This window comes from Klebsiella sp. C349492 (assembly GCF_042055345.1).
GTDB classification, from domain to species: Bacteria; Pseudomonadota; Gammaproteobacteria; order Enterobacterales; family Enterobacteriaceae; genus Klebsiella; species Klebsiella scottii.
The window spans coordinates 668,710-689,072 of record NZ_JANQCE010000002.1 but is presented as its reverse complement, the minus strand read 5'-3'; the positions used below and the strand labels follow the sequence as shown (position 1 = coordinate 689,072).

Here is a 20,363-nt window from a genome sequence, read left to right as displayed (position 1 = left end):
GGGGCAGCGTAAAGAGAGAACTGAAGATGTTTCATCGCTTATGGACGTTGATTCGCAAAGAACTACAATCGCTGCTGCGCGAGCCGCAGACGCGGGCGATTTTGATTATGCCGGTGCTGATTCAGGTGCTGCTGTTCCCCTTCGCCGCGACGCTGGAGGTGACCAATGCCACCATTGCTATCTATAACGAAGATAATGGCAGGCACGCGGTTGAGCTGACGCAGCGTTTTGCCCGAGCCAGGGCGTTCACCCATATCCTGATCCTCAAAAACCCGCAGGAGATCCAGCCCACCATTGATGAACAGAAGGCGCTGCTGCTGATCCGCTTCCCGGCGGATTTCTCGCGCAACCTCGATAACTATCAGACCGCCCCGCTCCAGCTGTTGCTGGACGGCCGCAACTCAAACAGCGCGCAAATCGCCGCCAACTACCTGCAGCAAATAGTCAAAGAGTATCAGCAGGAGCTGCTGGAGGGGAAAGCGAAGCCCAACAACAGCGAGCTGGTCGTACGCAACTGGTATAATTCCAACCTCGACTATAAGTGGTTCGTGGTGCCATCGCTGATCGCCATGATCACCACTATTGGCGTGATGATCGTCACTTCGCTATCGGTTGCCCGCGAGCGCGAACAGGGCACCCTCGATCAGCTGCTGGTCTCGCCGCTGGCGACCTGGCAAATTTTCGTCGGCAAAGCGATACCGGCGCTGATCGTTGCCACCCTGCAGGCCAGCATCGTGCTGGGGGTCGGGATCTGGGCCTACCAGATCCCCTTCGCCGGCTCGCTGCTGCTGTTCTACTTTACGATGCTGATTTACGGGCTTTCGCTGGTGGGATTTGGCCTGCTGATTTCATCTCTGTGCTCGACTCAGCAGCAGGCGTTTATTGGCGTATTTGTCTTTATGATGCCGGCAATCCTGCTCTCCGGCTACGTTTCACCGGTAGAAAACATGCCGCAATGGCTGCAGGACGTGACGTGGATAAACCCTATTCGTCATTTTACCGATATTACCAAGCAGATTTATTTGAAGGACGCGAGTCTGGAAATCGTGTGGGGAAGTTTGTGGCCGCTACTGGTCATAGCGGCCACCACGGGGTCAGCGGCGTATGCGATGTTCCGCAGAAAGATCGCCTGATCCCCGTCATCGTTCAGGCTGCCTCGGCGTTGGCTTGCCTTTCTTTGCCCCCGGCCACATAGCTATTATCTATGCTTCGGCGGGTTCGCGGCGCTGCCGCCCTGATGCAGTCCGAACGCTTTAGGGTAGCGATTTTTATCTTTCGCCAGCAGCGATACCACCGCCGGACCGGCCAGAATAACCAGCCCGGCGAGCGCCAGCAGCAGGTTATTGTGCAGCACTCGTGACAGCAGCCACAGCACGATAACCGCGGCGCCAAAGTACCAGGTGGTGGTGAGCTCCTCAAGGAAATCACCGACATCACGCCAGCGCTCTTCGTGGTGACGCTGTAAAAACAGCATCGACAGTAGCGTAACGCCGTACAGCACGCACAGCCCTAATCCGACGCGAACCAGCGCGCCGCCCATCCAACCCATCACCAGTACTGCCACGACCAGTAGATGCAACATAATCTGCCAGCAACTGAGGCCAGTTGCGACGCGTACACGTTGTTGCCACTTCATGGCTTCTCTCCTGAAGGATCTTTATCTGTAACTCAGAGTACCGCACTTTACGGAAAATTCCGTATCACCGCATCTTTTTGTGACAGCTACTACACTATTTCATTCAGGAAAGAGATGTTAACCGGAGAAATATGGCCGAGAAAAACCCTTTATTCTCAGTAAACGTGCTGACAATTAACACTCATAAAGGCTTTACGACGTTTAACCGACGCTTCATTCTGCCCGAACTCCGTGACGCGGTACGCAGCATCGGCGCCGACATTGTTTGCCTCCAGGAGGTCATGGGCGCGCATGAGATTCACCCGCTGCATATCGAAAACTGGCCGGACACCACACATTATGAGTTTCTTGCCGATGCGATGTGGAGCGATTACGCCTACGGGCGCAACGCGGTATACCCGCAGGGACATCACGGCAACGCCGTGCTCTCCCGATTCCCCATTGAATATTATGAGAATCTCGATATCTCCGTCGGTAAGAGCGAAAAGCGCGGCCTGCTCTACTGTCGGATCGTGGCGCCGGAAAGCGGCGTCAATCTGCATCTGATTTGCGCCCATTTAGGGCTCAGCGCGGGCCAGCGGCGAGCTCAGCTGGCGATGCTGGCTGAGCGGGTTAACAGCCTGCCGGCGGGAGAGCCGGTGGTGGTGGCGGGCGATTTTAACGACTGGCGCCAGCAGGCCAACCGTCCGCTCAAGGCGCTGGCCGGGCTGGAGGAGATCTTCACCCGCGCCCGCGGTCGCCCGGCACGCACGTTCCCGGCGCGCTTTCCGCTGCTGCGCCTTGACCGCATCTATGTCAAAAACGTCCACGCCGGTCAGCCACAGGCGCTGGATCTTCAGCAATGGCGTCATCTTTCGGATCACGCCCCGCTTAGCGTGGAGCTTCATCTGTGAAATGCAGCTGGCAAAATGGAAACCGGATCCAGCTTCTGGAGAACGGCGATAGCTACTATCCGGCGCTGTTTCGCGCCGTCGACCGCGCGCAGCGGAAGGTTACCCTTGAAACCTTCATCTGGTTCGAGGATGACGTGGGCTGGCAGCTCCATGCGGTGCTGCTGAAAGCCGCGCGCCGTGGCGTCGAGGTTGAGGTGCTGCTCGACGGCTACGGCTCCCCTGATCTGAGCGATCGCTTCGTTCACGAGCTCAGCTCGGCGGGAGTGATCTTTCGCTACTACGACCCGCGTCCGCGCCTGCTGGGGATGCGCACCAACCTGTTTCGCCGTATGCACCGTAAAATTGTCGTCGTGGATGAAACCACCGCGTTTGTCGGCGGGATTAACTACTCCGCAGAGCATATGACCAGCTACGGCCCGGAGGCTAAGCAGGACTACGCCGTGCAGGTGGAGGGGCCGGTGGTGCTGGATATTGCGCAATTTGTGCAGCAAAACCTGCCCGCCAGCGAAAGCGGACGCCGTCACTGGCGGCGACGTCGCCATCAGCCGGAGGTTAACCAGCATCCCGGAGAAGCGCAGGCGCTGTTCGTCTGGCGGGATAATTTCGATCATCGGGATGATATTGAGCGTCACTACCTGAAAATGCTGGCCAACGCGCGTCGGGAGGTGATTATCGCCAACGCCTATTTCTTCCCCGGCTATCGGCTGCTGCACGCGATGCGCAGCGCCGCCCGGCGCGGCGTGCGGGTGAAGCTTATCGTGCAGGGCGAGCCCGATATACCCATCGTCAAGGTTGGCGCTCGCCTGCTGTACAACTATCTGGTGAAGGGAGGCGTGCAGATTTTTGAGTATCACCGCCGCCCGCTGCACGGCAAAGTTGCCCTCGCGGATGACCACTGGGCCACCGTCGGCTCCAGCAACCTCGACCCGCTCAGCCTGTCATTAAACCTCGAAGCCAACCTGATCGTTCATGACCGGGATTTCAACCAAACCCTGCGGGATAATCTTAATACGCTGATCCAGCAGGATTGCAGGCAGGTAGACCGATCCATGCTGCCCAGGCGCAGCTGGTGGAATCTGGGCCGCAGCGTACTGGCCTTCCACTTCCTGCGCCACTTCCCGGCGTGGGTAGGCTGGCTGCCCGCCCATACGCCGAAAATGGCGCAGGTCAAACCGCCGGCGCAGCCGGAAATGGAAACTCAGGATCGGACGCAGACGGACAGCCCGGAGGTAAAATCCTGATGGCCAAATCTCATCCTCGCTGGCGGCTGGTCAAACGTATCCTCAGCGGGCTCTTTTTTATCGCCGTTGCCGGACTGCTGGTGGTCTATGCGCAAAAAATAGACTGGCCGGAGGTATGGAAAGTAATTCGCGGCTATAACCGCGTGGCGCTGCTCGGCGCGTTTGGCCTGGTCATCGTCAGCTATCTGATTTACGGCTGCTACGATCTGCTCGGGCGCGCGTACTGCGGGCACAGGCTGGCTAAACGCCAGGTCATGCTGGTGTCGTTTATCTGCTACGCCTTTAACCTGACCCTCAGCACCTGGATCGGCGGTATTGGGATGCGCTATCGCCTCTACTCTCGCCTCGGCCTGCGCGGCGGAACCATTACCCGCATCTTTTCGCTGAGCATTACCACCAACTGGCTCGGCTACGTGGTGCTCGGCGGGGTGATTTTCAGCGCCAATCTGGTGCAGCTTCCCGCGCGCTGGTATATCAGCCAGGAGTCGCTGCGCATCATCGGCATCGCGATGCTGCTGGTTTCGGCCCTCTATTTGTGGGCCTGCGCGTTCGCCAAACGCCGCCATTTAACAGTGAAGGGGCAGCGGCTGGTGCTTCCCTCCTGGCGATTCGCGCTGCTGCAGGCCGCGCTTTCCGGCGCTAACTGGCTGGTGATGGGGGTTATTATCTGGCTGCTGCTGGGTCAGGAAGTCAGCTATTTCCTCGTGCTCGGCGCGCTGCTGGTGAGCAGCATCGTCGGGGTGGTCGTGCATATCCCCGCCGGTATTGGCGTGCTGGAGGCGGTGTTTATCGCGATGCTCTCAGCGGAGCCGATCTCCCGGGGAGCGGTGATTGCCGCCCTGCTCGCGTACCGCCTGCTCTATTACTTCCTGCCGCTGGCTATCGCCACGATGGGCTATCTGATTCTGGAAAGTCAGGCCAAAAAGCTGCGGGAGAAAAATCAGCGCAAGCTGGCGGGCGGATGAAGAGAGAAGAAGAGAGAACAAGAAAACCCCGGCGGCGTAAGGCCTGCCGGGGTTTTTAGATCTTAACGGCGGTTGCCGAAAATACGCAGCAGCATCAGGAACAGGTTGATAAAGTCCAGATACAGCGTCAGCGCGCCGAGGATCGAGTATTTGCGCAGCGTCGAGGTATCGCGGGTGTCGATCTGTTCGCCGATATTTTTCAGCTTCTGGGTGTCATAGGCGGTGAGGCCCACGAACACAATGACCCCGATATAGGTCACCGCCCACATCAGCGCCTCGCTCTTCAGCCAGAAGTTCACCAACGAGGCCAGAACGATACCAATCAGCGCCATAAACAGCATATTACCAAAACCGCTGAGATCGCGTTTAGTGGTATAGCCGTAGAGGCTCATCGCGCCAAACATCCCGCCGCTGACCACAAAGGTGCTGGCAATCGACGAATAGGTGTAGACGATGAAAATGCTGGATAGCGTTAGCCCCGTCAGCGCCGAATAGAGCATAAATAGCGTCGTCGCCATGCCCGCGCTCAGACGCTGAACCATGCCGGAGAGCACGAATACCAGCGCCAGCTGGGCAATAATCAGCCCGAAGAAGGTAATTTTGCTGGAAAAAACAAACATCATTACCGCCGGAGTGTTGGCGGCGAACCAGGCGATAAACGCCGTTAGCAGCAGCCCAACCGTCATCCAGCCGTACACCTGGGCCATATAGGTTTGCAGGCCGCTGCGCGCCTGGACGATGGAATCGGAACGGGGGAATCTGTCCATGACTATCTCCTGATTAACGAAATTAACCCTCTAAGCGTATCATACTACCAGCGCTCTGCCGCCTGACGATCGCTGTCACGCGCGTCAACCCAACGATCGCCTTCCGGCGTGGCCTCACGTTTCCAGAACGGCGCGCGGGTTTTCAGATAATCCATAATGAATTCACCGGCGGCAAAGGCGCTGCTGCGGTGCGCGCTGGTGACGCCGACAAACACAATCTCTTCTCCAGGCCACATTTCACCGATGCGGTGGATCACCGTGACCCGCCCCAGCGGCCAGCGTTCCCGCGCCAGGTCGACAATCTCCGCCAGCGATTTTTCGGTCATGCCCGGGTAGTGTTCGAGGGTCAGCGCCTTAACGCTCTCGCCGAGATTGTGGTTACGCACTTTGCCGGTGAAGGTGACGACGGCGCCGTCCTCATCGCGCTCGGCAAGCCACGGATATTCGTCGCCAACGCGAAAACGCGCCGGGCTAACGATAATGCGGGTTTGCGTCATCTTAGCCTCCGGTGACCGGTGGAAAAAACGCCACTTCGTCGCCGGCGGTGACCGGATGGTCAAAGGCGGTCAGCGTCTGGTTCACCGCCGCCAGCAGCTTGCCCTCCTCCAGCGCCAGCGCCCAGCGGTCACCGCGGGTGATAAGCTGGCGGCGAACGGCTTCCACCGTCGAGGCTTCGCTCGCCTCGAGGGTTAACGTATCGGTACCCACCAGCTCGCGCACCTGGGCAAAAAACAGAACCTTAATCATGAGCCTCGTCCGCCTTAAAGTCGCCGGATTTGCCGCCGCTCTTCGCCAGCAGGCGCAGCGGGCCAATCACCATATCTTTCTGCACGGCTTTGCACATATCGTAAATCGTCAGCGCCGCCACGGAGGCCGCGGTCAGCGCCTCCATCTCAACCCCGGTTTTCCCGGTCAGCCGGCACAGGGATTCGATCCGCACCCGGCTATGTTCAGGCTGCGCCTGCAGGTTAACCTCCACCTTGCTCAGCATCAGCGGATGGCACAGCGGGATCAGCTCCCAGGTCCGCTTCGCCGCCTGGATCCCGGCAATGCGGGCGGTGGCGAAAACATCGCCCTTGTGATGGCTGCCGTCGATAATCATCGCCAGCGTGGTCGCCTGCATCTCGACAAAAACTTCAGCGCGCGCCTCGCGAACCGTTTCGGCCTTCGCCGAGACGTCGACCATGTGCGCCTCGCCGGCGGCGTTAATATGGGTCAGTTGTGACATAAATTATTTCTTCAAATGAGGGATAAAGTTACACGGGCGGGTGCGGGCATCGAGCTGGGGCGCAATGATATTTTCCCACGCGGTGCGGCAGGCTTTGGTCGAGCCGGGCATCGCAAAAATTAGCGTGCGGTTGGCCACGCCGGCAACGGCGCGGGACTGCAGCGTCGAGGTGCCGATCTCTTCAAAAGAGAGCATGCGGAAAACCTCACCAAAACCTTCAACTTCCCGGTCAAACAGCGGCAGCAGCGCTTCCGGGGCCTGATCGCCCTCGGTAAAACCGGTCCCGCCGGTAATGAGCACCACCTGAACGTCGTCGCTGGCGATCCACGCCGACACCCGGGCGCGAATGGCGTAGCGGTTCTCTTTAACAATCGCCTTATCAACAATCACGTGCCCCGCTTCCTGCGCCGCGTCGCGCAGCCAGTGGCCAGAGGTATCATCCTCTTCACCACGGCGGCTGGAAACGGTGAGAATAGCAATACGGGTCGGGATAAACTCAGCGCTGGCCTGACTCATCTGTTCGCTCCTTTAGAATCAATTATCCGCCAATATACGACAGGTTTTGCGTAATACCGGTGTTGCCCTGATGCAGGAAATGGGTTTGTTTTTTATGGGTTAACGCTTCGGAGATGCGCGCTTCCAGCACCGCCTGCTGACAGTCCTCGGCCAGCAGATCGCGTAAATCTACGCCGCCGTCGCCGAACAGGCACAAATGCAGCTTGCCCACGGAGGAGACGCGCAGGCGGTTGCAGGTGGCGCAGAAATCTTTTTCATAGGGCATGATTAGGCCGATCTCTCCGGCATAGTCCGGATGACAGAAGACCTGCGCCGGGCCGTCGCTGCGCTGGCTAATCTGGTGGATCCAGCCGCGTCGGAGCAGCTCATCGCGCAGCACCATGCCGGAGATATGATGCCGGCGGAACAGGTCGCTGCCCTCACCGGTTTCCATCAGTTCAATAAAGCGCAGCTGGATGCGGCGCGGTTGGATCCACGCGAGGAAGGTGTCGAGCTGATGGTGGTTAACATCGCGCATCAGCACGGTGTTGACCTTCACTTTCTCAAAGCCGGCGGCGAAGGCGGCATCGATACCGCCCATCACCTGCTGAAATTTATCCTGCCCGGTGATGGCGTGAAACTGGCGGGCGTCGAGGCTGTCCACGCTGACGTTGATTGCCGTCAGCCCGGCGTCGCGCCACCGCTCGACGTCCCGCGCCAGGCGATAGCCGTTGGTGGTGACCGCAATCTGCCGGATGGCGCTGTTTTCACGTACGGCGGCAATGACGTCGGTGAAATCACGGCGTAGCGAGGGCTCACCGCCGGTCAGACGAACCTTTTCGGTCCCGAGGGCGGAAAACGCGCGCGTCACGCGACGCACTTCATCTACGCTGAGAAAGCCTTTATTGGTCACCGCGCCGGGCTTGTAGCCGTCCGGGAGACAGTAGGTGCAACGGAAGTTACACACGTCGGTAATCGACAGGCGCAAGTAGTAAAACTTACGCGCAAATGCATCGGTAAGCTGTGAAGCCATATACACCTTTCCAAATACGGGAGACGCGGTCATTTCTTCCCACGCCCTGGTGACTAGCTGAGCAGTCACGGCCAAAGCACCATATCTTGCGACACAGGCACAGAGGCTAGAGTGTTAACTGGTTTATGCCGATAGTAGCGCGGAAACGGCTATTTCGCCATTTTCGATTTCGCTATATAATTATGTATATATCGCTACGATCGTGCATTTTCGTTACAGAATAGCCAAAATTCACAATTTTGCATTGATGTCGGTCAGTTTGTCAGGATGCGGGCATCGTCTTTTAGGGGTAGATCGGTTACTGTGAGCCCGTTCATTTGAGATAAGGAATTTGTATGCGCAATCGGACTTTCGCCGACCTCGATCGGGTAGTGGCACTTGGCGGAGGGCATGGTCTGGGCCGGGTGATGTCGTCACTCTCATCGCTCGGATCGCGCCTGACCGGCATCGTCACCACCACCGATAACGGCGGATCCACGGGGCGTATTCGCCGTGCTGAAGGCGGCATTGCCTGGGGGGATATGCGCAACTGTATTAACCAGCTGATCGCCGAACCCAGCGTAGCATCCGCCATGTTTGAATACCGTTTTGCCGGTAATGGCGAACTTTCCGGACATAACCTCGGAAATCTGATGTTAAAGGCCCTTGACCACCTCAGCGTCAGGCCCTTAGAGGCGATTAATTTAATCAGAAACCTGCTAAAAGTTGACGCGTTACTGATACCGATGTCTGAACAACCGGTGGATTTGATGGCGATTGACGACGAAGGTCACGAAGTTTATGGCGAAGTCAATATCGACCAGCTTCCCCGGGTGCCGCGTGAGCTGATGCTGACCCCGCCGGTTCCCGCCACTCGCGAAGCGGTTGCGGCGATCGCCGAAGCCGATCTGATCCTGATCGGGCCCGGCAGCTTTTACACCAGCCTGCTGCCTATTTTACTGCTCGACGAGATGGCGCAGGCGCTGCGCCGCACGCCGGCGCCGATGGTTTTTATCGACAACCTCGGCAAAGAGCACAGCCCGGCCGCCAGCCTGACGCTGGCAGACCGCATCGCGATCATGGAGCATTACGTGGGCAAGCGGGTGATTGACGCCGTGGTCATTGGGCCGAAAGCCGATACCCGCGGCCTTGAGAAGCGGATGGTGATCCAGACGCCGCTGGACGCCAGCGACGTGCCCTATCGCCACGATCGCCAGCTGCTGCGCAACGCGCTGGAAAAGGCAATTCAGATACCGGGCTAATTCCACACCGGTTGATACCGTGGGGAGCCTCCGCTCCCCACATTAAAATCTTAAGGTTGTCTTAAAATAGAAGTGGCAGCATAGCGAGCATGTTTTCACCAGGATTTTTGCTATGTCGTTATTTCCATTGCGTCGGCCGGTAGTGAGCCGTACGACTTACCTGCTTCTCTTTGCCGCCTACGTTGGGCTATGCCTCAATATCGCCTTCTACCGCCAGGTCTTCGTCCTGCTGCCGGTCAATAGCCTGCATAGCTGGCTGGTGTTTCTCAGCATGCCGCTGGTCGCCTTCAGCGTCATGAATATCCTCACCACCCTGGCCTCTTTCCTGAAGCTGGACCGCGTCGTTATCAGCCTGTTTATTCTGCTCAGCGCCTCAGCGCAGTATTTTATCTGGACCTTCGGCGTCATTATCGACCGGGCGATGATAACCAATATTCTTGATACCACGCCGGCGGAAAGCTTCGCCCTGCTGTCGGGCAGAATGGTACTGACCCTCGGCCTTTCCGGCGTGCTGGCGGTGGCGCTGGCCTGGTGGATCAAGGTGCGTAAGCCGAAAACGTTCGCGCGCGGCGTCGCCGTGCGGCTGCTGAACGTTGCGCTCTCGGCGATCCTTATCATGCTGATTGCCGCCCTGTTTTATAAAGATTACGCCTCGGTGTTCCGCAACAATAAAGAGCTGGTGAAGTCGCTGAGTCCGTCAAACAGCATCGTGGCGATCAACTCCTGGTATGCGCACAATAAGATGGACAATCTGCCGCTGGTCAAAATTGGCGAAGATGCGCTGCAGAAGTCGCAAATGCGCGACGGGCCGCGGAAAAACCTGACCATCCTGGTGCTGGGCGAAACCTCGCGGGCGGAAGATTTCTCCCTGGGCGGCTACCCCCGTGAAACCAACCCGCGCCTGCAGCAGGATAACGTTATCTATTTCCCCGATACCACCTCCTGCGGCACCGCGACGGCCGTCTCCGTTCCGTGCATGTTCTCCAACATGCCTCGCGCGCACTATGATGAAGAGCTGGCGCATCACCAGGAAGGCGTGCTGGATATTCTGCAGCGCGCCGGTATTCAGGTGCTGTGGAACGACAACGACGGCGGCTGTAAAGGCGCCTGCGATCGCGTGCCGCATCAGAACGTCACCGACCTGAAGCTGACGGGTCAGTGCATCGATGGCGAGTGCTACGATGAGGTCTTGTTCCATAATCTGGAAAGCTACATCGACAATCTGCAACAGGACGGCATTATCGTTCTGCACACTATCGGTAGCCACGGCCCGACGTATTACAATCGCTACCCGGCTGAATTTAAAAAATTCACCCCGACCTGCGATACCAATGAAATCCAGAGCTGCACGCAGCAGCAGCTGACCAACACCTACGACAACACCATTTTGTATGTCGATTACGTGGTGGATAAGGCCATAAAGCTGCTGCAGTCAAAGCAGGATAAATTTACCACCAGCCTGGTATATCTTTCCGACCACGGCGAGTCGCTGGGCGAAGACGGCGTTTATCTGCACGGGCTGCCGTGGTCCATCGCGCCGGATACGCAAAAGCACGTCCCGATGCTGATGTGGCTGTCGCAGGATTATCAGCGGCGCTACGGTATTTCCAGCGAATGCTTGCAGCAAAAAGCAAAAACGGCGCCCTATTCGCAGGATAATTTGTTCTCCACCCTGCTCGGCCTGTTCGGGGTCAATACCCGTGAATACCAGGCGACAGATGATATTTTAACGCCATGCCAAAGCGAGGCCGGCAGATGAAAATCTTAGTCATTGAAGACGACGCGCTCCTGTTACAGGGATTAATTCTGGCTATGCAGAGCGAGGGATACGCCTGCGACGGCGTATCCAGCGCTCATGAGGCCGCGCTATCTCTGGCCAGCAACCACTACAGCCTGGTGGTCCTCGACCTCGGGCTGCCGGATGAGGACGGCCTGCACTTCCTCGCACGGATGCGGCGGGAGAAATTCAGCCAGCCGGTGCTGATCCTCACCGCCCGCGATACCATCGAAGACCGCATTGACGGTCTCGATACCGGCGCCGACGACTATCTGGTGAAGCCCTTTGCGCTGGAAGAGCTCAACGCCCGCATCCGCGCGCTGCTCCGCCGCCACAATAACCAGGGCGATAGCGAAATGGTGGTAGGCAACCTACGCCTCAATATCACCCGCCGGCAGGTGTGGCTTGGCGGGGATTCGCTGGAGCTGACGCCGAAAGAGTACTCCCTGCTGTCGCGCCTGATGATGAAGGCAGGCAGTCCGGTACATCGGGAAATTCTCTACAACGATATCTACAGCTGGGATAACGAACCGGCGACCAATACCCTGGAGGTTCATATCCACAACCTGCGCGATAAGGTCGGTAAAGCGCGGATCCGCACCGTCAGGGGCTTCGGCTATATGCTGGTGAACAATACCGAATCGGAGTCATAAAGATGCCGCTATTAGCCACCGAAAAATGGACCATGCGCTTTCGCCTGCTGCTGACCATCGGCACGATTCTGGTGGTCTGCCAGATTATCAGCGTGTTCTGGCTATGGCATGAAAGCAAAGAGCAAATTCAGCTGCTGGTGGCCAGCGCCATCGATGGACACAACAACCAGAAGCACGTTGAGCACGAGGTGCGGGAAGCGGTCGCCAGCCTGCTGATCCCAAGCCTGCTGATTATCGGCCTCGCGCTGTATCTCAGCCTGCTGGCGGTGAAAAAGATAACCCGCCCGCTCTCCCGCCTGCAGGGCGAGCTGGAGAACCGCACCCCGGATAACCTCCAGCCCATCGAGCTCAGCGAGTCGGTGCCGGAAGTGACCGCCGTAACCACCGCGCTGAACCAGCTGGTATCGCGCCTGAACCTGACGCTCGACCGCGAACGCCTGTTTACCGCCGATGTGGCCCATGAGCTGCGCACGCCGCTTGCCGGACTGCGCCTGCACCTCGAACTGCTGGCCAAAGTGCACGGAGTCGGCGTCGATCCGCTTATTCAGCGCCTCGACCAGATGACCAACAGCATCTCCCAGCTCCTGCAGCTGGCCCGCGTGGGTCAGTCGTTTTCCGCCGGTAGCTACCAGCAGGTGCAGCTGATGGAGGATGTTGTAAAACCGCTTGAGGAGGAGCTGGAGGCGATGCTGGCGCCGCGCCGGCAAAAGCTTGAGATCGTCAGCCCGGACGAGGAGGTGATGGTTTCCGGCGACGCCACGCTGCTGCGCGTGGTGCTGCGGAATCTGGTGGAGAATGCGCACCGCTATAGCCCCACGGACTCAACGATCAGAGTCTCGATTCAGGCGGGGCCAACGCCGATCGTGGCGGTGGAAGATGAAGGTCCGGGAATTGATGAGGCGAAAAGCGGCGAGCTGAGCAAAGCTTTTGTCCGCATGGACAGCCGCTACGGCGGCATTGGCCTGGGATTAAGCATCGTCACCCGTATCGCCCAGCTGCACGATACCCAGTTTTTTTTGCATAACCGCCAGCCGGGTCCCGGCGTTCGCGCCTGGGTACTCTTTCCCAGGCCTTCACGTCAGAAGGTCAGCACCCACTGATGGAAGAAGGCGACGACGATAATAAAGGCGCAGGTGATGGCCAGATATTCGCGAAAGTGTAGTTTTTGCATGACGCTATCCTCATTAGAATGAAGATAGTGTCCCTGAACAAGATTAAGCGGATATTAAGATCCAGCCCCAGGGCTATTTTATTTGCCGTTTTGATCCGGGAAGCGCGCGCATCGTCACCTGCCGCCCGTACGCTGCGGCTGTTGCGCGCTGTCCGGGCCTAAACTGGCCGCAGCAAGAGGCGTGACGCGCGCCGGGCCTACGACGCGGCGATGAACAGGTCCCGCAGCTTATGCAGCTGGTCGCGGATCTCGGCAGCCTCTTCGAACTCCAGGTTCTGCGCATGCTGCATCATCTGCCCTTCCAGCTCGTGAATTCGCTGCTGCAGCGCTTTTGGCGTCAGCACTGGCGTATCCGCTTCAACCGGTGAACGCGACTTGCCGCGCCCCTTGGCCTTGGTCTTCGCCAGGCCGCTGCCCAGCGCCAGGATATCGACCACCTTCTTGTTCAGGCCCTGCGGGGTGATGCCGTGCTCTTCGTTATAGCGCTGCTGCTTCTCACGGCGCCGCTCGGTTTCACCGATGGCCTTCGCCATCGAGGCGGTGATCCTGTCGCCGTAGAGAATCGCCTTACCGTTGATGTTACGCGCCGCGCGGCCGATGGTCTGGATCAGCGAACGCTCGGAGCGCAGGAACCCTTCTTTGTCCGCATCAAGGATCGCCACCAGCGAAACCTCCGGCATATCCAGCCCTTCGCGCAGCAGGTTGATCCCGACCAGCACATCAAACTCGCCGAGGCGCAGGTCGCGGATAATCTCCATACGTTCGACGGTATCGATATCCGAGTGCAGGTAGCGCACGCGCTCGCCGTGCTCTTCGAGGTACTCGGTTAGGTCTTCGGCCATCCGCTTGGTCAGGGTCGTCACCAGCACGCGTTCGTTGATGGCGGCGCGCAGGCGAATCTCCGAAAGCAGATCGTCGACCTGGGTTCCCACCGGGCGCACTTCGATAACCGGGTCAAGCAGACCGGTCGGACGAACAACCTGATCGACCACCTCATCGCCGGATTTATCCAGCTCATAGGCGCCGGGCGTGGCCGAAACGTAAATGGTCTGCGGCGCCAGCGCCTCAAACTCTTCAAACTTCATCGGACGGTTATCCAGCGCCGACGGCAGGCGGAAACCATATTCCACCAGCGTCTCTTTACGCGCCCGGTCGCCACGATACATCCCGCCGATTTGCGGAATGGTGACGTGGGATTCGTCGATAACCAGCAGGCCATCCGCCGGCAGATAGTCGAACAGCGTCGGCGGCGGCTCGCCCGGCCCGCGCCCGGAAAGATAGCGCGAGTAGTTTTCAATGCCCGAGCAGTAGCCCAGCTCGTTCATCATTTCGAGGTCAAACTGGGTACGCTGGCTCAGGCGCTGCTCTTCCAGCAGCTTGTTGTTTTCCAGCAGCACTTTACGTCTGTCCGCCAGCTCGACTTTTATCTCTTCCATCGCCTGAACGATACGTTCGCGCGGAGTAACGTAGTGCGTTTTCGGGTAGATGGTATAGCGCGGAATGGACGATTCAACCTGCCCGGTAAGCGGGTCAAAGAGCGACAGGCGCTCAACCTCTTCGTCAAACAGCTCAATACGCAGGGCAATATCGTCCGATTCCGCCGGGAAGACGTCAATGACCTCACCGCGCACGCGGAAGGTCCCGCGCTGAAAAGCCTGATCGTTACGGGTGTACTGCAGCTCCGCGAGGCGACGCAAAATGGCCCGCTGGTCAATCAGCATGCCGGTAGTCAGATGCAGCATCATTTTCAGGTACAGGTCAGGGTCGCCCAGGCCATAAATGGCGGAGACCGAGGCCACCACGATGACGTCACGACGCTCCAGCAGCGCCTTGGTTGCCGACAGACGCATCTGCTCAATATGTTCGTTGACCGAGGCATCCTTCTCGATGAAGGTGTCCGAACTCGGCACGTAGGCTTCAGGCTGGTAGTAGTCGTAGTAGGAGACGAAGTACTCGACGGCATTCTCCGGGAAAAACTCCTTCATTTCGCCATACAGCTGAGCCGCCAGCGTCTTGTTAGGCGCAAGGACCATCGTCGGGCGCTGCAGGTCGGCAATGACGTTAGCGATGGTGAAGGTTTTACCCGACCCGGTTACCCCCAGCAGCGTTTGGTGCGCCAGGCCATCTTCCAGCCCCTCTTCGAGGCGGCGAATGGCTTCCGGCTGATCGCCAGAGGGACGGAAAGCGGAATGCAGCGTGAACGTTTTACTCATATGTCTGACCCTGAAGGAGGATGAAGCGCCCGGCGCGAGACGGCAGGTGTTTAATTCTACCCGTCGCCGTGGCTTTTGCCAATAAATAATACTGGATATAAAACCAGTATCGTATTATTGTTTGCCCTGTAAACCTTGCGCTATGCCGCCACATTTGGGCAAAAAAACGCCGCCTTGTGGAATAATCCGCCACTGTGTAAGGTTATCCCCAGAAAAATTTGTCATTTAACATTTGTCAAGCAAGGTGGTGAATCTTTTATGGCAGCAGGTGACACTTTCCTTACAGCCATTGATTTTATACAACCAATTGATATTAAATAGAATTTAATAAAAGACGGGTTTCGCGCCAATTCCGCCGCAGGCCGCGTAATCTCTAGCTTACCGCAAGTTCTCTAACTCTAATACACAAGGTTATCCACAGGAATAGTGGATAACTCGCTGCAGGCCATGACCTCTGCCACCCGGCAGAAATTGCCCGCCGTCGGAAAACGCGCCGCTAAAAAATATTATTGAATTATTTTTGATATTTATCAGCTAAGGGCGCCCGCCTTTTTGTTGCTTTCTGCACCACATTTCACGTCGTTTAGCACCGGGAAAGTGCAGCCGCTTCGCTGCCCCCTGCTCATGGTTCCAGCCGCGACCTGCTCTGGCGGAAAAATGCCGTCACTTCTTTTTCCTGGCAAGAGATTTGCAGAATGTTTGTCTCGCTCGCTATCGCCAAAAAGGAGAAAACGCCTATGTTGAGTCTACGCGCCGTCAATCAGTACTATGGAAGCCAGCACACGCTGTGGAACGTTGATCTTGAGCTCAGGCCAGGAGAGTGCACCTGCGTGATGGGAAGTCAGGGAATGGGGAAAACCACGCTGGTTAACTGCATTACCGGGAATCTCCCGGTCGCCAGCGGCAGCATCACCTGGCAGGAGCGCGGAGCGCCGCCCTGCGACCTGATGCCGCTCTCCGCTCATTCACGCAGCGTTATAGGTATCGGCTACGTGCCGCAGGACCGACGCATCTTTTCGCAGCTCAGCGTAGAAGAGAATCTGCATATTGCGCTGGCGGCCGGAGGAACGCCCGGCGCCGTGGTGAATAGCGAGATTTACGATCTGTTTCCGCAGCTGTACGCCCTTCGCCAGAGCAAAGGCGCCGCGCTCTCGGAAGACGACAGGTACCAGCTGGCGCTGGCGAGGGCGCTGATCGTCCGGCCGCGCCTGCTGATACTCGACGAGCCGTCGCGCGGCAGCGGACAGCACTTTATGCATAAGCTGGGGGACCTGCTGGTTCGCCTGAACCGGGATATCGGTTTAACGGTGCTGCTCGCCGAGCAGCACCTGCCGTTTATTCGCCGGGTGGCAGACCGCTTCTGCCTGCTGCACCGCGGGCGCAGCGTGGCGCAAGGCGACGTTATACAGCTGGATGAACCGCTGCTGGCGCAGTGGATGACGCCCGATCCAGCGCGCTAAGATCGAGATACCGGCCGAGATCCTCCCGCTGCGACGCCTCCTCCAGCCACGGGATCTCACCCAGCAGGGGCGCTGGCAGCAGCCGTTTGAGGGTCGCGAGGTATTCGCTATGCCGCTTCCCCGGCGGCTGGACGTCGTTGGCAACCCAGCCCACCAGCGGCAGCCCTGCCTGGCGCACCGCCTGAGCCGTCAGCAGGGCATGATTAATGCAGCCCAGCTTTATCCCCACCACCAGAATCACCGGCAGCCGCTCCTCCTGCACCCAGTCAGCAAAGCTCAGCGTTTCGGACAGCGGCGTAAACCAGCCCCCCGCGCCTTCCACCAGCAGCCATTCTGCCAGACTCTCCAGCTCGCGCAGCCCGGCGGAGAGCGCGGCGGCGGTAATGGGGCGGCCTTCATCGGCGCTGATAATATGCGGCGAAGTGGGTTCCGCAAAGGTTAACGGGTTAACCTGCTCATAGCTCAGCGGCACGCGGCTGTTGCGCTGCAGGGCCAGCGCGTCGTCGTTGCGCAGGCCCTGCTCCGTGTACTCACTGCCGGAGGCCACCGGCTTATAGCCGGCGCTTTTCAGGCCCCGCAGGTTCGCCGCCTGCAGCAGGGCGCAGCTGCTCACCGTTTTGCCGACTTCGGTATCCGTTCCGGTGACGAAATAACGTTTAATCACGTTCAATCACTCCTGTAAAAAGATGGTACGTCAGCGGGCACTGCCCGTGCAGTTTGGGCCACGCCAGCTGAAGCTGGCGCAGCTTCCCGCGGCTGAGGGGCGCCGCGCTGCGCCCCTCGTGTAAATGGGTGGCGCCGATGCCCTTCAGCGAACGCATCGCGCTCAGGGCGTCGGCGAACGGCAGCGTCACGGCATCAACCTGCGTCTCGACCCGCCGGCCGCTCAGCGCGCTCCGTACCGCCTGCTCGCTGAGGAAACGATTGGCGTGCGGATGCCGGTCAACCGCCACCCAGGCCTGATTGAGCTCGGGGAGCGAGCCGGCCAGCAGGGTGCTGAAGGCCACCCGCCCGCCGGGACGCACGACACGATACAGCTCATCAAGCGCGGCGCTGAGGTCGTCGCACCACTGCACGGCCAAATTACTCCACGCCAGGTCCACGCAGGCCTCCGGCAGCGGCAGGGATTCAATATCGCCCTCCACGTAGCCGTGCGCGGCCTGCTGACGCCGGGCCTCCGCCAGCATCTCGACGGAGATATCCAGCGCGGTGACGCGGCTGCCCGCCTCGCGCCAGTAGCGGCTCATGCCGCCGGGGCCGCAGCCCGCATCCAGAACTTCGGCAAAGCGCTGGCCGTTAAGCTGGCGCAGCAGCAGCTCGGCGCTGCGCCGCTGCAGCTCATCATGCTGCGTATAGCGGCTCGCCGCCCGGCCGAAGGCGGCGGCCACCGCGCGTTTATTCACCGCCGGCATGCAGAACCTCCAGCAGGCGATCGATATCCGCGGACTCATGCGCCGCGCTCAGGGTCAGCCGCAGCCGGGCGCTGCCGACCGGCACCGTCGGCGGGCGGATCGCCGTCGCCCAGCAGCCCTGCTCGCGCAGGCGCGCCGCCAGGCGCAGAGCCCGGGCGTTGTCTCCCACAATCAGCGGCTGAATGGCGCTGGTCGATTCGGTGAGCTGCCCCGGGCAGTCGCGCATACCGTCGCGGAACTGCGCAATGCGGCAGGCCAGCGCTTCCCGCCGCTGCTGGCCCTCATCGCCGCGGATAGTCCGCAGCGCGGCGCTGAGCGCAACGGCCTGGGCCGGCGGCATGGCGGTGCTGTAAATCAGGTGGCGGGCAAACTGCAGCAGGTAGTCCGCCAGCGCCTCGCTGCACAATACCGCCGCGCCGCTGACGCCAAAGGCCTTCCCGAAGGTCACCACCAGCAGTTCAGGGTGGACGTTTTGCGCATAGCAGCTGCCCCGCCCCTCGTCGCCCAGCACCCCAATGCCGTGGGCATCATCGACCAGCAGCCAGCCGCCGGCTTCGGTGGTCACCTGCTGGATCGGGCCGAGGGGCGCGCTATCGCCGTCCATGCTGAAGACGCCTTCGGTGATCGCCAGTTGCTGGCCCGCCAGCGGTTTCTCCAGCAGCGTTTTCAACTGCTGAACGTCGTTGTGCTGAAAGCGCCGCAGCTGCGCCGGGCTGAGGCTGGCCGCCTCCAGCAGCGAGGCGTGGCTCAGACGGTCCGCTACCGCGCGATCGTCCTTGCCGAGCAGGGCGGCAATCAGCGCCTGATTAGCGGCAAAGCCGGAGATAAACAGCAGCGCGCGCGGATAGCCCAGCCAGTCGGCCAGCGCCTCCTCCAGCTGGCGATGCGCGTCGCTGTAGCCGCTGACGTGACCCGAACCTCCGCTGCCGACGCCGTAACGTTCGGCGCCCTGCTGCCAGCCGGCAACGATCTGCGGATGCTGGCTCAGGCCGAGATAATCGTTGCTGGAAAAGTTGAGCCAGCGCTGCCCCTCGCGGGTCAGCCAACGCCCGGCACCCTGCGCTACCGGCTGACGAGAGCGAAAGGCATCCGCCTGCCGCCGTTCGCTCAGCGCCTGCTCGATGCGTTGCTGCCAGCTCATAGCACCGCCGCGTTGTAATATTCCTCGGTATCCGGGTTATTCAGCGCGTGCTCCAGGCGCTGCTGCTGCTCGTTATCGCCTTCCAGCACCGCCGTCTGCTGCGGATTAAGCCCCAGCTTGCGGAACAGCTGCAGGTCCTTATCCTCTTCCGGGTTCGGCGTCGTCAGCAGCTTGCAGCCGTAGAAAATGGAGTTGGCCCCGGCCATAAAGCACATCGCCTGGGTCTGTTCGTTCATCTGCTCGCGGCCGGCGGAGAGGCGCACGTAGGAGGTCGGCATCATGATCCGCGCCACCGCGATGGTGCGGATAAACTCAAACGCGTCGACGTCGTCGTTGTCCGCCAGCGGCGTGCCCTTCACCTTCACCAGCATGTTGATGGGCACGCTTTCCGGCGGCGTCGGCAGGTTGGCCAGCTGCAGCAGCAGTCCGGCGCGATCTTTTACCGTTTCGCCCAGCCCGACGATACCGCCGGAGCACACCTTAATTCCCGCGCCGCGCACTTTACCAAGGGTATCGAGGCGCTCCTGGTAGGTACGGGTGGTGATGATATTGCCGTAGAACTCCGGCGAGGTATCCAGGTTGTGGTTGTAGTAGTCGAGGCCGGCACCGGCGAGGCGCTGCGCCTGGCTATCGGTGAGGGTGCCGAGGGTCATACAGGACTCCAGCCCCAGCGCCTTAACCCCTTTGACCATCTGCTCAAGATACGGCATATCGCGTTCGTGCGGATTCTTCCACGCCGCGCCCATGCAGAAACGGGTCGAACCGGCATTTTTAGCCTGTCGCGCCGACTCCAGCACCTGTTCAACTTCCATCAGGCGCTCGGACTCCAGGCCGGTTTTATAGCGCGCGCTTTGCGGGCAGTATTTACAATCTTCCGGGCAGGCGCCGGTCTTAATCGACAGCAGCGTGCTGACCTGAACCTGGCGCGGGTCAAAGTGCTGGCGGTGGACCTGCTGGGCTTCGAACAGCAGATCCAGCAATGGTTTATTAAATAACTCAGTGACTTGCGACATTGTCCAGCGTGCGTGGTGAGCCAT

General features: G+C 59.5%; 21 protein-coding genes and 1 riboswitch. Of the genes, 9 read left to right on the top strand and 12 right to left on the bottom strand.

Translation table 11 applies throughout. The features are described from left to right. Positions 1–26: 26 nt before the first annotated feature. Complete coding sequence (locus NWP14_RS10935; RefSeq protein WP_095095314.1) at positions 27–1,133, top strand: ABC transporter permease; 1,107 nt, start codon at positions 27–29, stop codon at positions 1,131–1,133. 65 nt (positions 1,134–1,198) lie between these two features. On the opposite strand, the gene NWP14_RS10930 is transcribed toward NWP14_RS10935, so the two are convergent. Next, positions 1,199–1,636 (bottom strand): YbhQ family protein, encoded by a 438-nt coding sequence (locus NWP14_RS10930; RefSeq protein ID WP_095095307.1) that lies wholly within the window; start codon positions 1,634–1,636, stop codon positions 1,199–1,201. 131 nt (positions 1,637–1,767) lie between these two features. Between NWP14_RS10930 and NWP14_RS10925 the strand changes: the two genes are divergently transcribed. The 3 genes from NWP14_RS10925 to NWP14_RS10915 are packed head-to-tail and all read left to right on the top strand — an operon-like array spanning position 1,768 to position 4,735. Continuing rightward, a complete protein-coding gene (locus NWP14_RS10925) occupies positions 1,768–2,529 on the top strand; it encodes an endonuclease/exonuclease/phosphatase family protein (RefSeq protein WP_331835729.1) in 762 nt (253 codons plus the stop codon). Further along, complete coding sequence (clsB, locus tag NWP14_RS10920; protein WP_095095304.1) at positions 2,526–3,770, top strand: cardiolipin synthase ClsB; 1,245 nt, start codon at positions 2,526–2,528, stop codon at positions 3,768–3,770. Before NWP14_RS10925 ends, clsB begins: the two co-directional genes overlap by 4 nt. Beyond that, on the top strand, positions 3,770–4,735 hold the full coding sequence (locus NWP14_RS10915) for a lysylphosphatidylglycerol synthase domain-containing protein (RefSeq protein ID WP_331835730.1): 966 nt from the start codon (positions 3,770–3,772) through the stop codon (positions 4,733–4,735). The genes clsB and NWP14_RS10915 overlap by 1 nt, the downstream gene beginning before the upstream one ends. 62 nt (positions 4,736–4,797) lie before the next feature. On the opposite strand, the gene NWP14_RS10910 is transcribed toward NWP14_RS10915, so the two are convergent. From NWP14_RS10910 to moaA, 6 genes are all read right to left on the bottom strand, one after another. Beyond that, positions 4,798–5,502: a Bax inhibitor-1/YccA family protein gene (locus NWP14_RS10910; protein ID WP_095095297.1), complete on the bottom strand. Its 705-nt coding sequence runs from the start codon at positions 5,500–5,502 to the stop codon at positions 4,798–4,800. A gap of 44 nt (positions 5,503–5,546) precedes the next feature. Continuing rightward, positions 5,547–5,999 carry a molybdopterin synthase catalytic subunit MoaE gene (gene moaE, locus NWP14_RS10905; protein WP_095095294.1) on the bottom strand — a complete coding sequence of 151 codons (453 nt, stop codon included), beginning with the start codon at positions 5,997–5,999 and terminating at the stop codon, positions 5,547–5,549. A 1-nt stretch (position 6,000) separates the two neighbouring features. Continuing rightward, positions 6,001–6,249, bottom strand: coding sequence for a molybdopterin synthase sulfur carrier subunit (moaD, locus tag NWP14_RS10900; RefSeq protein ID WP_095095292.1), 249 nt, complete (start codon positions 6,247–6,249; stop codon positions 6,001–6,003). Then, entirely contained in the window at positions 6,242–6,730 is a 489-nt protein-coding gene (moaC, locus tag NWP14_RS10895; protein ID WP_095095289.1) for a cyclic pyranopterin monophosphate synthase MoaC, read from the bottom strand. The genes moaD and moaC overlap by 8 nt, the downstream gene beginning before the upstream one ends. A 3-nt stretch (positions 6,731–6,733) precedes the next feature. Beyond that, complete coding sequence (gene moaB / locus NWP14_RS10890) at positions 6,734–7,246, bottom strand: molybdenum cofactor biosynthesis protein B (protein WP_095095286.1); 513 nt, start codon at positions 7,244–7,246, stop codon at positions 6,734–6,736. Between the two features lie 22 nt (positions 7,247–7,268). Next, on the bottom strand, positions 7,269–8,258 hold the full coding sequence (moaA, locus tag NWP14_RS10885) for a GTP 3',8-cyclase MoaA (protein WP_375215310.1): 990 nt from the start codon (positions 8,256–8,258) through the stop codon (positions 7,269–7,271). Next, a riboswitch (molybdenum cofactor riboswitch) is annotated at positions 8,246–8,384 on the bottom strand. (Overlaps the previous gene by 13 nt.) Positions 8,385–8,593: 209 nt before the next feature. On the opposite strand from moaA, the gene yvcK reads away from it, so the two are divergent. From yvcK to pmrB, 4 genes are all read left to right on the top strand, one after another. Then, positions 8,594–9,499: a uridine diphosphate-N-acetylglucosamine-binding protein YvcK gene (gene yvcK / locus NWP14_RS10880; protein WP_095095277.1), complete on the top strand. Its 906-nt coding sequence runs from the start codon at positions 8,594–8,596 to the stop codon at positions 9,497–9,499. 112 nt (positions 9,500–9,611) lie between these two features. Beyond that, entirely contained in the window at positions 9,612–11,258 is a 1,647-nt protein-coding gene (eptA, locus tag NWP14_RS10875; RefSeq protein WP_331835732.1) for a phosphoethanolamine transferase EptA, read from the top strand. Then, positions 11,255–11,929, top strand: a complete 675-nt coding sequence (gene pmrA, locus NWP14_RS10870) for a two-component system response regulator PmrA (protein ID WP_375215309.1) — start codon at positions 11,255–11,257, stop codon at positions 11,927–11,929. Before eptA ends, pmrA begins: the two co-directional genes overlap by 4 nt. A gap of 2 nt (positions 11,930–11,931) precedes the next feature. Then, positions 11,932–13,029: a two-component system sensor histidine kinase PmrB gene (gene pmrB / locus NWP14_RS10865; RefSeq protein ID WP_375215308.1), complete on the top strand. Its 1,098-nt coding sequence runs from the start codon at positions 11,932–11,934 to the stop codon at positions 13,027–13,029. Between the two features lie 268 nt (positions 13,030–13,297). On the opposite strand, the gene uvrB is transcribed toward pmrB, so the two are convergent. Then, the gene (uvrB, locus tag NWP14_RS10860) at positions 13,298–15,313 is read right to left on the bottom strand and encodes an excinuclease ABC subunit UvrB (protein WP_095095262.1); all 2,016 of its coding nucleotides are present in this window, start codon (positions 15,311–15,313) and stop codon (positions 13,298–13,300) included. 737 nt (positions 15,314–16,050) lie between these two features. On the opposite strand from uvrB, the gene NWP14_RS10855 reads away from it, so the two are divergent. Next, positions 16,051–16,773: an ABC transporter ATP-binding protein gene (locus NWP14_RS10855; RefSeq protein ID WP_095097988.1), complete on the top strand. Its 723-nt coding sequence runs from the start codon at positions 16,051–16,053 to the stop codon at positions 16,771–16,773. Here the strand turns inward: NWP14_RS10855 and bioD are convergent. From bioD to bioB, 4 genes are read right to left on the bottom strand one after another with little or no spacing between them, the layout of a single operon-like run. After that, positions 16,715–17,437 carry a dethiobiotin synthase gene (bioD, locus tag NWP14_RS10850; protein WP_331835734.1) on the bottom strand — a complete coding sequence of 241 codons (723 nt, stop codon included), beginning with the start codon at positions 17,435–17,437 and terminating at the stop codon, positions 16,715–16,717. The two genes, NWP14_RS10855 and bioD, sit on opposite strands and share 59 nt — an antisense overlap. Beyond that, positions 17,430–18,185 (bottom strand): malonyl-ACP O-methyltransferase BioC, encoded by a 756-nt coding sequence (gene bioC, locus NWP14_RS10845; protein ID WP_375215307.1) that lies wholly within the window; start codon positions 18,183–18,185, stop codon positions 17,430–17,432. The genes bioD and bioC overlap by 8 nt, the downstream gene beginning before the upstream one ends. Beyond that, complete coding sequence (bioF, locus tag NWP14_RS10840; protein WP_375215306.1) at positions 18,169–19,326, bottom strand: 8-amino-7-oxononanoate synthase; 1,158 nt, start codon at positions 19,324–19,326, stop codon at positions 18,169–18,171. Before bioF ends, bioC begins: the two co-directional genes overlap by 17 nt. Further along, complete coding sequence (gene bioB / locus NWP14_RS10835; RefSeq protein ID WP_159237248.1) at positions 19,323–20,363, bottom strand: biotin synthase BioB; 1,041 nt, start codon at positions 20,361–20,363, stop codon at positions 19,323–19,325. Before bioB ends, bioF begins: the two co-directional genes overlap by 4 nt.